Source organism: Nonomuraea sp. NPDC049714, from assembly GCF_044465295.1.
Classification (GTDB): domain Bacteria; phylum Actinomycetota; class Actinomycetes; order Streptosporangiales; family Streptosporangiaceae; genus Nonomuraea.
In genome coordinates, this window is the sequence record NZ_JBITLM010000017.1 from 36596 (window position 1) to 50738 (window position 14143).

Annotated in this window: 11 protein-coding genes; 5 read left to right on the forward strand and 6 right to left on the reverse strand. The window is 69.5% G+C overall.

The window, feature by feature from the left end:
- Positions 1-101: 101 nt before the first annotated feature.
- Genes murJ through ACIBQX_RS44160 form a run of 3 tightly spaced genes read right to left on the reverse strand, consistent with a single transcriptional unit; the run spans position 102 to position 4392 of the window.
- Positions 102-1709: a murein biosynthesis integral membrane protein MurJ gene (gene murJ, locus ACIBQX_RS44150; protein WP_397015590.1), complete on the reverse strand. Its 1608-nt coding sequence runs from the start codon at positions 1707-1709 to the stop codon at positions 102-104.
- Positions 1706-3820, reverse strand: a complete 2115-nt coding sequence (locus ACIBQX_RS44155; protein WP_397015592.1) for a DUF6049 family protein — start codon at positions 3818-3820, stop codon at positions 1706-1708. The genes murJ and ACIBQX_RS44155 overlap by 4 nt, the downstream gene beginning before the upstream one ends.
- Positions 3821-3867: 47 nt before the next feature.
- Entirely contained in the window at positions 3868-4392 is a 525-nt protein-coding gene (locus ACIBQX_RS44160) for an aminoacyl-tRNA deacylase (protein WP_397015594.1), read from the reverse strand.
- 146 nt (positions 4393-4538) lie between these two features.
- Here ACIBQX_RS44160 and ACIBQX_RS44165 point away from each other — a divergent pair, with 146 nt between their 5' ends.
- Entirely contained in the window at positions 4539-5942 is a 1404-nt protein-coding gene (locus ACIBQX_RS44165; protein WP_397015972.1) for a CCA tRNA nucleotidyltransferase, read from the forward strand.
- Here ACIBQX_RS44165 and ACIBQX_RS44170 read toward each other — a convergent pair.
- A complete protein-coding gene (locus ACIBQX_RS44170; protein WP_397015596.1) occupies positions 5932-7218 on the reverse strand; it encodes an MFS transporter in 1287 nt (428 codons plus the stop codon). The genes ACIBQX_RS44165 and ACIBQX_RS44170 overlap by 11 nt on opposite strands.
- Positions 7219-7326: 108 nt before the next feature.
- On the opposite strand from ACIBQX_RS44170, the gene idi reads away from it, so the two are divergent.
- Positions 7327-7920, forward strand: a complete 594-nt coding sequence (gene idi / locus ACIBQX_RS44175) for an isopentenyl-diphosphate Delta-isomerase (RefSeq protein WP_397015598.1) — start codon at positions 7327-7329, stop codon at positions 7918-7920.
- Positions 7921-7960: 40 nt separating this feature from the next.
- Here the strand turns inward: idi and ACIBQX_RS44180 are convergent, their stop codons facing one another.
- Both ACIBQX_RS44180 and ACIBQX_RS44185 read right to left on the reverse strand, forming a co-directional pair.
- Positions 7961-9040 carry an inositol-3-phosphate synthase gene (locus ACIBQX_RS44180; RefSeq protein ID WP_397015600.1) on the reverse strand — a complete coding sequence of 360 codons (1080 nt, stop codon included), beginning with the start codon at positions 9038-9040 and terminating at the stop codon, positions 7961-7963.
- 13 nt (positions 9041-9053) lie between these two features.
- Complete coding sequence (locus tag ACIBQX_RS44185; protein ID WP_189137536.1) at positions 9054-9638, reverse strand: PadR family transcriptional regulator; 585 nt, start codon at positions 9636-9638, stop codon at positions 9054-9056.
- 254 nt (positions 9639-9892) lie between these two features.
- On the opposite strand from ACIBQX_RS44185, the gene ACIBQX_RS44190 reads away from it, so the two are divergent.
- From ACIBQX_RS44190 to ACIBQX_RS44200, 3 genes are all read left to right on the forward strand, one after another.
- Complete coding sequence (locus tag ACIBQX_RS44190; protein WP_397015974.1) at positions 9893-10069, forward strand: hypothetical protein; 177 nt, start codon at positions 9893-9895, stop codon at positions 10067-10069.
- Positions 10070-10134: 65 nt separating this feature from the next.
- Entirely contained in the window at positions 10135-12822 is a 2688-nt protein-coding gene (locus ACIBQX_RS44195; RefSeq protein ID WP_397015602.1) for a transglycosylase domain-containing protein, read from the forward strand.
- Positions 12819-14141: a glycosyltransferase family 87 protein gene (locus ACIBQX_RS44200; protein WP_397015604.1), complete on the forward strand. Its 1323-nt coding sequence runs from the start codon at positions 12819-12821 to the stop codon at positions 14139-14141. The genes ACIBQX_RS44195 and ACIBQX_RS44200 overlap by 4 nt, the downstream gene beginning before the upstream one ends.
- The last annotated feature ends 2 nt before the right edge of the window (positions 14142-14143 follow it).

The window sequence follows — 14143 nt, forward strand, 5'->3', positions numbered from 1 at the left end:
AAGGCCTGCTATGCCGGGTGGATCCGCCCACGCCCCTCCTGCTTCCATTCGCGCGTGTCGGTCACCATGCTAGTGCCCCTCGCCGATGCGGCCCGTGCTCTTTACCGGCGTACCCGCCCGGCGACCATCCCAACGACCGAGTTGACCTCGGGGATGCGCGCCCTGTGGCCGACCCACAGGTAGAGCAGCAGGCCCAGTCCACCGCCCGCGGACAAGATGATCAGCGAGTTGAGGAACGCGAGTCCACCGAAAGCCTCCTGAACCGCCCAGACCGCCACCAGTGCCAGCACCGCTGTGGGCAGGGCGGCCAGATACATCCTGGTCAGGGCCACACCGATCTGCCATCCGCCCAGGCCGTTGACGCGGCGGCTGGCCAGCATCCAGGCCCCGGCGGCCCCCAGCGTGTAGGCGACGGCATAGGCGAACGCCAGCCCCATCACGGCGTACCGGGCGGGCAGCAGGTTGAAGAACAACACCATCAGCAGCGCGTTGAGCGCGGTGGCGGCACCGCCCACGAACACTGGAGTACGGGTGTCGCCGAAGCTGTAAAAAACTCGCAGCAGCAGCTGGAAGAAGGCGAACGGCACCAGCGCCAGCCCGTACACCTGCAGCACATTGCCGATGTAGACGGCGTCGGCGACCGAGGTGGCGCCATGGGCGTAGATCGGCACCGTGATCGCCGGGCCGAGCACCATGAGCAGCAGCGACACCGGCACCATCACCGCGCTGATGAGCAGCACGCTCGACCTGAACTCACTCCGTACGTCACCGAACCGCCCGTCGGCCACCGCCCGGCTCATCCTCGGCAGCATGGCGGTGATCACCGAGACGCCGATGACGCCGTACGGAAGCTGGAAAAGCTGGAACGCCAGGGTGTACGGAGTGATGCCGTGGCCGAGCACCTCGTTGCCCGCCGAGCTGGACAGGTTGGTGGTGAGCATGAACCCGAGCTGGGTGACGACCGCGTAGCCGATGGTCCAGACGCCGGCCTTGGCCATCTCGCCCAGCCGGGCGTTGCGCAGGTCGAAACGGGCGATGAACCGGAACCCGACCCGCCGGAGCGCCAGCACCAGCACGGTCGCCTGGACGATGATGCCGGCCGTGGTGCCGAGCCCGAGCAGGGCGAGCTCGCCGTTGGTGATGGTGTTGACGTCGTCGCCGTCGGTGACGATCAGGTGGTAGGCCACCAGGACGCCGATGACGACCAGGTTGTTGGCCACCGGCGCCCACATCGGGGCGCCGAAGCGGTCACGGGTGTTGAGGATCGCGCCGGCCACCGCGCCGACTCCGAAGAAGGCCAGCTGCGGCAGGATGAACTGGGCCAGCCGCACCGCCACCTCGAACTGCCGGGTGCCCCGGTCCCAGTCGGTGTAGAGGTCGATCAGCGTCGGGGCGGCGAGCACGGCCATCCCGGCGACGATGATCAGCACGGCCGTGGCGAGGGTGAGCAGCCGCTGCTCGTAGGCCCGCCCGCCGTCGGGGTCGTGCTGCTGGGCGCGGACGATCATCGGCACCACGACGCTGCTCAGCACGCCGAGCAGCAGCAGGTCCAGGATGCTGTAGGGGATGGCGTAGGCGGCGTTGTAGGCGTCGCCCATGGCCGCGGTGCCGATGGCGGTGGCGAGCACCATGGTCCGTACGAACCCGGTGATCCGGGACACCATCGTGCCCGCCGCCATGATGGCGCTGGCCCGCAGCATGCGGCTCATACGGTCTCACTTTCCCGTGCCCTGGCAGCTCGCGCCGTCCGCCGTTGCGATCTGCGTCTGAGCACCCGCGTGACCACCGCCGCGAGCATGACCGTCAGCGCCGCCCCCACGATGACCAGCGCGATCCCGGTGTAGCCGGTGGTGCGCACGATGAGTTTGACGGGGCTGCCGTAGGGGGTCTTGTCGGCGGTCATGAGCTGGACGGTCACGGTGGCGTCGCCGCTGGCGGGGGTGGCGGTCATCGGCACCTGCACCGTGCCGCTCTGGCCGGGGCCGATCGGCAGCGGCTCGGTCTGCTTGTAGGTGACCTGCAGCAGCTCGCGGTTGTTGGACTTGACCTCGATGTACAGCGAGATCGGGTCGGGCAGCGAGTTCTTCACGCTGATGGGCACCACACCGTCGCGGCCGGCGAGTGTGCGCGGGCGGTCCGGGCCGACGCCCGTGATCGAGACCTTGTTGATCCTGGCCGTGACCGCGTCGTCCACCAGCTTGGTGAGGGCCCGCCCGGTCCGCTGCCCGCCGCGCCAGGCGGAGGAGCTGAGCCGGAGCACCGCCGCGTCGAACTCCGGCTGGGGCCGGCCCGTGACCAGCCCGGTGAGCCGCGCCTTGGCGGCGGTCTCCTTGACGCGGGCGAGGTATTTGGCGCCGAGCTCCTGCTTGCGGTCCTGGGCGGTGTAGGTGAGCCCGGCCCGGGGCACCTGGGTCGCGCCGGGCTTGATCGAATCGAGCCGGGTCAGCGTCAGCCAGGGCAGCTTGCCGGCCGTCTTGAGCAGGGTCGACACCAGCGTGGGGCTGGGGTTCCAGCGGCGGGAGGGGGCGACGACGAGCGATCGGGGCCGGGTCTGGCCGGGCTCGGCGGAGATCATGGCGGTCTCCGCGATGAACCGCTGCTTGCTGAGCAGCGTCGAGCCGGCGGTGCCCGAGGGCGGCTCCAGCGTGCGGCTCAGCTCGGTGTCGGCGGTCAGCGCGGTGATCGGCCCCATGACGGTGTCGATCGTGGTGGCGGCGTCGGGGGTGATCGTGGCGGGGGCCTGCGGCGGCAGGTTGGCGGCGTCGAGCAGGACCTTGCCGACCCTGGCGACGTTCGGCTCGCCGACGGCGAGCAGGTCCAGCGCGTCGGCGTCGATCCGGCCGTTGGCCGGCCAGTAGGTGGAGGTCGCCGCCTCGGGTTTGACCAGCTGCCTGGCCTTCTGGCCGCCCAGCTCCAGCGCCCGTCCCGGCTGGTCGTCCAGGCCCTGGTGGGCGAGCGCGGTCACGTCGGGGTCGGCGTACGGCGTGGCCACCACGGAGTTGTCGGCCAGCGAGGCGCGCATCGAGGTCAGCCACTGCGAGGCGGCGTTGTCGGCGGGACGCTTCTGCCTGGCGCCCTTCGTGCTGACCGTGTGCTCCTTGGCCATCGCGTCGGCGTCGTCGAAGAGCGCGGGGTCGACGACCCAGGTGACGCTCGCCGGCGCGACCTCGGCGATGCGCGCCAGGTCGGCCAGGCGGCCCCTGCCGGTCATGGCGGCGCTGAGCTTGTCGTCGACGAAAGTGCCCTCGTCGGCGCGGTGCGGCTGGTCGATGACGGGCAGCACGAAGGCGAGCCGGTTGCGGACGGGCGGCTGCGGGGTCGGAGGGGCGTAGGTGAGGAAGGTCCGCTGCGAGGCGAGCTGGACCGCGTCCCACTGCACCACCTCGACGGCCAGCGGATAGGCGCCGAAGGCGGTGAGCTCGAACTGCGCGGGCGTCATGGTGAGCTCGAACTGCTGGGAGGCGTTGGCGGCGAGCTCGGGCAGGACCATGCTGGACTGCGTCGAGACCCGCGGCGGCTGGGTGAGCGTGGTCTGGTCGGCCTGGAAGGCGCTCATGGCGGCCCGGTCCGGGAAGCGCTGGGCGGAGTAGCGGACCCTGACCCGCAGGCCGGGCAGTGCGGCGCTGCCCGCGTTGTGCACCGTGCCGGTGATCTTGATCTCGGTCCCGCGCTCGGTGGCGTAGTCGGGCGTGATGGTGGCCAGGGTCAGGCTGACCCCCTGCCTGCTGGTGATCGCGGCAGCCTCGCTCGGCGCCGTCGCCACCGAGGGGGCGAACAGCGCGGCTGAGAGTACGGCGAGCAGCGCGGCCTTACGGATCACGCGTCTGCCCGAGCTGGAGTACGACGCACGCCCGCAATGGTACGGGTTCAGTGCCGCGGCGCGACCGCCTCCAGTTGCGCCCTGGGCCCGGGAACCCGTAGATCCACTGTCTTGCCCGTCATGAGTGCGAGCAGGTCGAAGGCGCGCAGGGCGAGGGCGGTGTGCCGATCACCGGTGGCGGTGAAGACGGGGTCCGGGTCCGGTCGCAGCCGGTCGTCGATCAGCACGGTCAGCTCGCCGGGCAGCAGCAGCGGGCTGACCAGGCCGGCGGCGTAGTCGGTGGCCGCGTTCACCACGTGCGCGGGCGCGTGGCGTGCCTGGCGGACGCCGAACAGGCCGCCGATGATCCCGGGCGCCGGGGGCGTGGCCAGCGTGGAGACGACCGCCACGACGAGCTCGCGTCCCACCCGCGGGGCCACTTCGAACACCGTGACCGTGACACATCGGCCGGGCGCGGTGGGGATCGTCTCGGGTAGCTCCTCCGCGCCGGTCATGGGGCGCGGAAGGCGTACGATCTCATGGTGGATCTGGTGCGCGAGGAGCCAGCGGTGGATCGCGAGGGCATCCTTCATCAGACCTCCTTGCCTCATACGATGGCGTCGTCGGTCCCCTGACCGAAGGTAACCCGGACCCGGTGTGGCTCGGGGGATATGTTCCGGAATCGAAGGACCTACCCAGCTTGTCCGACTCAAATCTGACCGAAATCCAGCAGCGCGCCATGGGCGATCTGTTCCGCAAGGTCGCTCCTGTGGCCGATGAGCTAGGCCGGCTGTTCGCCGCCCAGGGCCACGAGCTCGCGCTCGTCGGCGGCCCGGTGCGCGACCTCCTGCTCGGCCGGGTCGGCAACGACCTCGACCTGACCACCGACGCCCGCCCCGAGCGGGTGCTGGAGATCGTGCGCGACTGGGCCGACTCGGTCTGGACCATCGGCATCGACTTCGGCACCGTGGGCCTGCGCAAGGGCGGCTGGCTGATCGAGATCACCACCTACCGCAGCGAGGCGTACGACCCGAAGTCACGCAAACCCGAGGTGATGTACGGCGAGACGCTGGAGGCCGACCTGGAGCGGCGCGACTTCGCGGTCAACGCGATGGCGGTGCGGCTGCCGTCGCACGAGTTCGTCGACCCCTACGGCGGCCTGCCTGACGCGGCGGCCAAGCTGCTGCGCACCCCTGGCGCGCCCGAGCGGTCCTTCGACGACGACCCGCTGCGCATGCTCCGCGCCGCCAGGTTCGCCTCCCAGCTCGGCTTCAGGGTGCACGAGGCGGCCCTCGCGGCGATGACCGCGATGGCCGAGCGGATCGAGATCGTCTCCGCCGAACGGATCCGCGACGAGCTCGACAAGCTGATCTGCGGCGCCAACCCGCGCGAGGGCCTGCGCCTGCTCGTGGAGACCGGGCTGGCCGCCCACGTCCTGCCCGAGCTGCCCAAGCTCCGCCTGGAGATCGACGAGCACCACCGGCACAAGGACGTCTACGACCACACGCTGACCGTCCTCGACCAGGCCATCGCCCAGGAGGAGGACGGCAAGCCGGATCGGATCCTGCGCTGGGCCGCGCTCATGCACGACGTCGGCAAGCCCAAGACGCGCCGGCACGAGCAGGGCGGGCGGGTCTCCTTCCACCACCACGAGGTGGTGGGCGCGCAGATGACCAAGAAGCGGATGACCGAGCTCAGGTTCCCCAAGGACGTGGTGAACGACGTCTCCCGCCTGGTGGAGCTCCACCTGCGCTTCCACGGCTACGGCACGGGCGAGTGGACCGACAGCGCCGTGCGCCGCTACGTCCGCGACGGCAGCCACCTGCTCGACCGGCTGCACAAGCTGACCAGGGCCGACTGCACCACCCGCAACAAGCGTAAGGCCGCGGCCCTGTCACGCAGTTACGACCAGCTGGAGGAGCGCATCGCCCGCCTCGCCGACGAGGAGGAGCTGGCCAAGATCCGGCCCGAGCTCGACGGCAACGAGATCCAGCGGGTGCTGGGCGTCGGCCCGGGGCCGGTGGTGGGCCAGGCGTACAAGTTCCTGCTGGAGCTGCGGCTGGACAAGGGCATGATCGGCAAGGAGGCGGCCACCGAGGCGCTGCGCGAGTGGGCGCGCGACGGCGGCGTGGTCACGACGTGATCGGCACCCGCTGCTGGGTGAGCGCCCGGTAGGCCAGCCCGCTCGCCACATAGCCGGCCGCGATGATCGCGACGGCGAGGTAGGACTTGCCGTTCGGCGGCAGGATGGTCGCCGACAGCGCCGCGGCCAGCACGTACATGCCGTTGAACAGCATGTCGTAGATGGAGAAGGCGCGGCCGAGGTAGGCGTCCTGGACGTCGCGCTGCACGGTGGTGTCGGCGCAGATCTTGACGCTCTGCCCGGCGATGCCGAGCACGAAGCCGGCGATCGGCAGCCCCCACGTCTGGAACGGCAGGACGAGCACCGCCGCGAGCAGGCCCGCCACGGTCATCGCGATGGGCACCCAGCGCACGATGGTGAAGCGCTCGGTGGCGTACGGGGTGATGATCACGGCGAGGAAGTAGCCGACGCCGGAGGTGGCGACGACCAGGCCGATGCCGCGCAGCGCCGCGTCGGGGTCGCCGTCGGTGAAGTAGTAGCGGTAGAGGATGATGCCGAGCGCCGTGGCCATGCCGTAGAAGAAGCGGTGGGCCGCCATCGCGCCCATGGTGGCGGCGGCGACGCGGTGGTGGATGAGGTGCCTGGCGCCGTCGGCCAGGCCGGCGACCACGTTGCGCAGGGCCTCGCGCGCCTGCGGCCGGTCGGGGTCGTAAGACGGGCCGAGCAGCGAGCGCTCCATCGTGCGGGCGATCAGCGCGCTGAGTCCGAACATCACGCCGGAGGTGGCCAGCAGCAGCGCGACCCCGAGATCTCCGCTGCCGAACAGCCCTCGGAGCAGGAATCCGAATCCCACGCCGATGAAGGTGAGCACGGTGCCGGAGGTCGGCGTGACCGCGTTGGCCGCCATCAGCCGGTCCTGTGGCACCACGTGCGGCAGCGACGCGCCGAGCGCGGCCAGGAAGAACCTGTTGACGCCCAGCACACCGAGCGCGGCGGCGTAGAAGAACGGGTCCGGCACGTCGGCCGCCACCAGTCCCGCGGTCGCGAGCAGCATCGCACCCCGTACGATCGGCGCGATCATCAGGATCTGCCGCCGCGACCAGCGGTCGATGAACACCCCGACGAACGGGCCGAGGATGCTGTAGGGCAGCAACAGGACGGCCAGTCCGGTGGCCACCCCTAGGGCGGTCGTCTGGTTCTCCGGGCTGAAGAAGGCGAATCCGGCGACGCCGAACTGGAAGATCCCATCGGAGAACTGGGAGACCAGCCGGGTGCCGAACAACCGTCTGAAGTCCCGCCCCTTGAGAACCACTCGTAGATCGGCGACGAAAGACACGTCGTCAGCCTAGCCCCGGCGGTGCGATGATCGGGTGTCCTCGGAGGTTGGCGCAGCAGGTGGGCAACGGGGTTCTGGCGGAGCCCCTGAAGACGTACGCTTCACAGCGTGACGATTGTGGAACACGTGGTACTCGTTGACGACACCGGCCACGCGCTCGGGACCGCCCCCAAGCTGTCGGTGCACGGCCGGGAGACGCCTCTGCACCTGGCCTTCTCGAGCTACGTCTTCGACCGGGCAGGACGGGTGCTGCTGACCAGGCGGGCCACCCACAAGCTCACCTGGCCGGGCGTGTGGACCAACAGCTGCTGCGGCCATCCGATGCCCGGCGAGCCGCTGGACCGGGCGGTTCTCCGCAGGCTCTCCTACGAGCTCGGGCTCACCGTCCAGCGCGCCGACCTGGTGCTGCCGCGCTTCTCCTACCGGGCGGTCATGGGCAACGGGATCGTCGAGCACGAGCTCTGCCCGGTCTACCGCGTGACGGTCGACCTCGCCGAGGCGCCCAACCCGGACGAGGTGGACGACACCCGCTGGATGCCGTGGAGCGACTTCACCCAGGGCGTGCGGGGTGGCCTGCTGGAGATCTCCCCCTGGTGCCGGGAGCAGGTGCCGCTGCTGACCGCGCTCGGCCCCGACCCGCTGCGCTGGCCCACGGCCCCGGACGACGAGCTGCCGCCCGCGGCTCGCGTACGGCTCGACTGATCCCTGCGGCGCGCTGCGGCGCCGCAGGGATCAGCGGGGCTCAGCGCTCGACCTCGCCCCGGATGAACTTCTCGACGTAGTCGCGCGCCTCGTCGTCGGAGTACTGCTCCGGCGGCGACTTCATGAAGTACGAGGAAGCGCTCAGGATCGGGCCCCCGATGCCGCGGTCGAGCGCGATCTTGGCGGCGCGGACGGCGTCGATGATGATGCCGGCCGAGTTGGGGGAGTCCCAGACCTCCAGCTTGTACTCCAGGCTGAGCGGGGTGTCGCCGAAGGAGCGTCCTTCGAGGCGCACGTAGGCCCACTTGCGGTCGTCGAGCCACGGCACGTGGTCCGACGGGCCGATGTGCACGTCGGCTCTGGCCATCTCGTGCGGGATCTGCGAGGTGACCGACTGCGTCTTGGAGATCTTCTTGGACTGGAGGCGCTTGCGCTCCAGCATGTTCATGAAGTCCATGTTGCCGCCGAAGTTGAGCTGGTAGGTGCGCAGCAGCTCGACGCCGCGGTCCTCGAACAGCTTGGCCATGACGCGGTGCGTGATGGTGGCGCCGACCTGGGACTTGATGTCGTCGCCGACGATCGGCACGCCCGCCTCGGTGAACTTCTCGGCCCACACGGGGTCGGAGGCGATGAAGACCGGCAGCGCGTTGACGAAGGCGACCTTGGCGTCGATCGCGCACTGGGCGTAGAAGCGGTCGGCGTCCTCCGAGCCCACGGGCAGGTAGGACACCAGCACGTCGACCTGGTTGTCACGCAGCACCTGGACCACGTCGACGGGCGACTCGTCGGACTCCTCGATGATGTCGCTGTAGAACTCGCCCAGGCCGTCGAAGGTGTGGCCGCGCTGGACCGTCACTCCCGTCGGCGGCACATCGGTGATCTTGATGGTGTTGTTCTCGCTGGCGACGATCGCCTCGGACAGGTCCCGGCCGACCTTCTTGGCGTCCACGTCGAAGGCGGCGACGAACTCGACGTCGCCGACGTGGTAGTCGCCGAACTTCACGTGCATCAGGCCCGGCACCCGGACGGCCGGGTCGGCGTCCCTGTAATAGTGAACGCCCTGGACCAGCGACGACGCGCAGTTGCCGACACCGACAATGGCCACGCGAACCGAACCCATCGCACTCGCTCCCTTACTCATCACTTGACGTGGTATCTCTCTCAGGCCCTTGTGAGGCCTTTCTCTCCGTTGCGATCAACTCGTTCAGCCACCGGACCTCGCGCTCGACGGATTCGAGCCCGTGACGTTGCAGCTCGAGCGTGTAGCTGTCGAGCCGCTCCCTGGTGCGGGCCAGGGCGGTGCGGACGCTGTCGAGGCGCTCTTCGAGGCGGCTACGGCGGCCTTCGAGGATGCGCAGGCGGACTTCGGCCTCGGTGTGCCTGAAGAACGCGAAGTGGACGCCGAAGCTTTCGTCCTCCCAGGCTGAGGGACCGGCCTGGGTGAGCATGTCCTGGAGGCGCTCCTTGCCCTCCGCCGTGAGCTTGTAGACGATCTTCGATCTGCCGCCCACGATCGTGGTGGGAGCCGGCTGCTCCTCCGCGATGAGCCCTTGCTCCAGCAGCGACCGCAGGCAGGGGTAGAGCGAACCGTAGGAGAACGCACGGAACATCCCCAGCAGGGCGTTGAGCCGTTTGCGCAGCTCATAGCCGTGTAGCGGCGTCTCGTGCAGCGACCCGAGCACGGCCAGTTCCAGCACTCTGCCCTGTCCGCTGGCCAAGGGAACCGCCCCCTCTCGCGTCGATGTATCGAGCCGATACATCTTGAGGATACGTCGCGCCGCTATATGCCGCAATCGACGACTTCCCCAAGTCGTTGGGATGAATCCGTAAAAAGCCGTAGTCTGGCGCTCATGTGGTCACAGAGAAGGGTGGTGGACGGCGGCCTGACGAGGCAGGCGGTGGTCCGATCCACCCGTTCACGTGGTGACTCTCTGGCGACATGGCGCAGGATTACGAAGAGTTCCGGGTGAACATGGTCGAGGTCTGCCAAGGTTGTTCCTGGAATCGCTTGACGGCCTCGTTCGTCCTCGGTAACGGGCGCGATCAGTTGCCAGCCTTCAGTAGGCGCGACACAGCAGTCACCGAGGACGGCGAGGAGTCACACCCCAGAACCGCCGTGCTATTCCGACGACGATGTGAGGACGTGTGAGTTACAGCAGCAATGAGGGGGCGGCCCGCCCGGGAAGGCGCCGCCGCTCCAACTCATCCCGCTCCATGCCCCAGGCGCCGCAGACAGGCGAGTCCGGCTGGGGTGAGGCGCCGCCCTCCCGTCGTCCCGAGGCCGCCTACGAGCAGACCGGCGCGATGGCCGCCCAGGCGTACAACGAGCCGACCCCGCGTAACGAGGCGACCTCGCGCAACGAGCCTCCCCGACGCAACGAGCCGACGCCGTACAACGAGCCCGGGCCGCGCGGAAATCCGCGCCCGCCGGGCCCGGCGCCGTCCCACGGCCCGTCCCACGGCCCGGCGCCCTCCCCTGGGCCCTCGCCGGAGCACGAGCCCCGCAGGCGCGCCCCCCAGGGCTCCCGTCGGCGCGGCAGCGGTGAGCAGGAGACCCGCTCGCGCAGCAACCAGGAGACCATGGTCAGCGACGCCCCCCGGCGCGCGCGCAGGAGCGGAGGCGGCCCCGGCGGGCCGGCCGAGCCGCCACGCCCGCCCGAGGACGGCGACAGGCCCAGGTGGCGGCGGTTCATCCCCAGCTGGAAGATCGTCGTGGCCAGCTTCGTCGTGCTCTCCGCCGGCGTCTTCGGCATGATCGCGGTCGCCTACGCCAACACGCCCGTGCCGACGCAGAGCCAGGTGCAGGACGGCGTCAAGGACCAAGAGAGCATCATCTACGACGCGCACGGCAAGGAGCTGGCCAGGCTCGGCACCAAGCGCGTCCCCCTCAAACTGCAGCAGGTGCCGCGCGCGGTCCAGGACGCCGTCATCGCCGCCGAGAACGACACCTTCCGCGAGGACGCCGGCATCTCCTTCAGCGGCATGGTGCGCTCGCTCTGGAGCACCGTCTCCGGCGAGCAGGTGCAGGGCGCCTCCACGATCACCCAGCAGATGGCGCGGGCCTACTACGACGGCCTCTCCCAGGAGCGCACCATCCAGCGCAAGGTCAAGGAGATCTTCGTCGCGGTCAAGCTGAACAAGCAGCTGCCCAAGGAGCAGATCCTCGAGCAGTACCTCAACACCATCTACTTCGGCCGGGGCGCCTACGGCATCGGCGCGGCGGCCGACGCCTTCTTCAACAAGAAGGTAGAGAAGCTCACCCCGGAACAGGGCGCCTACCTCGCGGGCCGGATCCAGAACCCCGACGCCTTCGACCTGGCCGAGAAGGCGGGCAAGCTCGAGGCGACCGAGTTCCGCTACGACTACGTGATCCGCCAGATGGCCAAGCTCAACCCACAGGCCTACGGCGGCCTGGCCGCGAAGACCCCCACGGCGCCCAAGCGGATCAAGTACAAGCCCAAGGACTACTTCCAAGGGCTCAGGGGCTACATGGTCGAGGCGGTGCTCAACGAGCTCGAAGCGCGCAGCATCAGCAGGGAAGACGTCGACAAGGGCGGCTACCGGATCTACTCGACGCTGGACCCGAAGCTCATGCGGGCCGCCAAGACCGCGGTGAACCAGCACACGGGCAGCCTCACCACGGAGATCAACGCCATGCTGGCGGCCGTCAACCCGACCAACGGCCGGATCCTGGCCTTCTACGGCGGCGACGACTACGCCAAGGACGCGTGGAACGACGCCTTCCTGTCGCAGAAGCAGGCAGCCTCGGCGTTCAAGCCGTACGTCCTGGCCGCATGGCTGGACGTCGGCTACAGCCTGCGCAGCTGGGTGCCCACCAAGGGTCCGGTCAAGCTGCCCAACACCACGCCCATCGACAACGATCACTCCATGAAGGCCTCGGCCGTGGACGTCGTCGCCGCCACGGCCAACTCCATCAACACCGCCTACGCGAAGATGGGGGAGAAGGTCGGGCTGGACAAGGTGATCGACATCGCCTCCAAGGCCGGGCTCAACGAGGCCAGGCTCAAGGACGCCGAGTCCCGCCACCACTACCTGATCACCATCGGCAGTAGCCAGGTGACGGCCGTCGAGCAGGCGGGCGGCTACTCGATCTTCGCCAACGGCGGCAAGCACTTCGACAACCACGTCATCATCAAGGTCGAGGACAAGTCCGGAAATATCGTCTTCACCGAGGACAAGACGGCCACGCAGGTCATCTCGCCCGAGGCCGCCGCCGACGCCACCGCCGCGCTCCAGGCCGTGGTCAAGTCCGGCACCGGCCGCAGCGCCGCGCTGTACGACCGGCCGACGGGTGGCAAGACCGGCACCAACAACGAGAACAAGGAAGCCTGGTACGTCGGGTTCACCTCGCAGATCTCCACCGCGGTCGGCATGTTCCGCCAGGAGTGCAGGACCAAGGGCGGCAAGGTCGTCAAGCCGGTGAACGACACCTGCCCGTGGGCCAGGGGCAAGAGCAAGAAGTACACCATGCAGAACCCGTACAGCACGGCGTTCGAGGTCCCGCTGGGCGCCGGCTTCCAGGGTGCCACCTATCCGGCGGCCATCTGGAAGACCTTCATGACCGAGGCCACCAAGGGCCAGAAGGTCGTGCCGTTCCCGCCGCGCGCCGACACCGGCATCTCCGAGGACCTGGTCCCCAAGCCGGAGCCCACCTCGACGCCGACCCCGACGCCCGACCCGGACAACCTCGACCAGGGACCCGACGAGTCGTGCGGCTTCGTCGAGCCGTGTGACGAGGACAGCAACGTCTCCGTCGACCCCAACGTGGACGACTTCCCCGAGAACGGCGAGGAGGACACCGGCTTCCTGGGTGACCAGGACGGTGCCGGCCAGGCGACCATGCCCGAATCGTCGATGCCGAGCAGGCGCGAGCAGCAGTGACCACGACGACGCGGGCGCGCCTGCCCTTCATCGCGCGCGCCGTGCCGTATCTCCCCCTGGGGCTGTTCGCGGCCCTGGGGGCGACGCTCGCCTACCTGGTGCGGCTGCCCTGCCGCAGCGGCGGCTGGAACGACCAGGTCACCACCTACACCAACTTCTGCTATTCCGACATCTACCCGCTCTACTTCGACAGGCAGCTCGCCACCCAGAACCCGTACTTCGCCGACGTCCCGTTCGACAAGCACGTCGAGTATCCGGTGGTGCTCGGCGAGGTCATGCAGGCGATCGGCTGGCTCGTCCGCAACCTGGAGCCGTCGGTGCCGGCGCAGGGGGTCCTGTTCTACGACCTCACCGTCATCCTGATGGGCGTCAGCCTTGTGGCAGGCGTGCTGCTGATGGCGGCGGTGGCCGGCCCGACCAGGCGCTGGGACGCCGCGTGGTACGCGCTCGCGCCCGCCGTGATCCTGGCCGCCTACATCAACTGGGACCTGGTCGCGGGCGCGCTGAGCATGGGCATGCTGCTGGCCTGGGCCAGGCAGCGGCAGGTGCTGGCCGGGGTGCTGCTGGGGCTGGCGATCGCCACCAAGTTCTACCCGCTGATGTTCGTCGGCGCGCTGTTCCTGCTCACGCTGCGCACCGCGCGCTGGCGGCCGTTCCTCGTCACGATGGGCTCGGCCGCGGCGGCGTGGCTCGTGGTCAACCTGCCGTTCATGATCTTCGCCTGGGACGGCTGGCGGCGGTTCTACGTCTTCTCCCAGGAGCGCGGCGTCGACTGGGGCTCGCCCTGGCTGTTCTTCCAGACCAAGGGCTGGCCGGTGCTCGGCACCTCGGACGTCAGCCTGCTGGGCATGGTCTCGCTGGCGCTGTTCTGCCTCGGCATCGCGGTCCTCACCCTGGCGGCGCCCCGCCGGCCGCGCCTGGCGCAGATCTGCTTCCTCGCGCTGGCCGCCTTCATGATGACGAACAAGGTGTGGTCGCCGCAGTTCGTGCTGTGGCTGGTGCCCCTCGCCGTGCTGGCCAGGCCCAACTGGAAGCCGCTGGCGCTGTGGCAGGTGGCCGAGGTGTGGTATTTCTTCGCCATCTGGCTCTACCTGCTGGGCCAGCCGCCGGTCAGCCGGGCGGACCTCGGCATCGGCGACGACACCTACTTCACCGCCGTCTGGGGGCGCATCATCACGATCGCCATCATGATGGCCTTCGTGGTGCGCGACATCCTGCGACCGGACAAGGACGTGGTACGGCAGGCCGGCGTGGACGACCAGGTCGGCGGGGTCTTCGACGAGGCTCCCGACCGGTTCACGCTGAGGGCCGCCACCTAGCC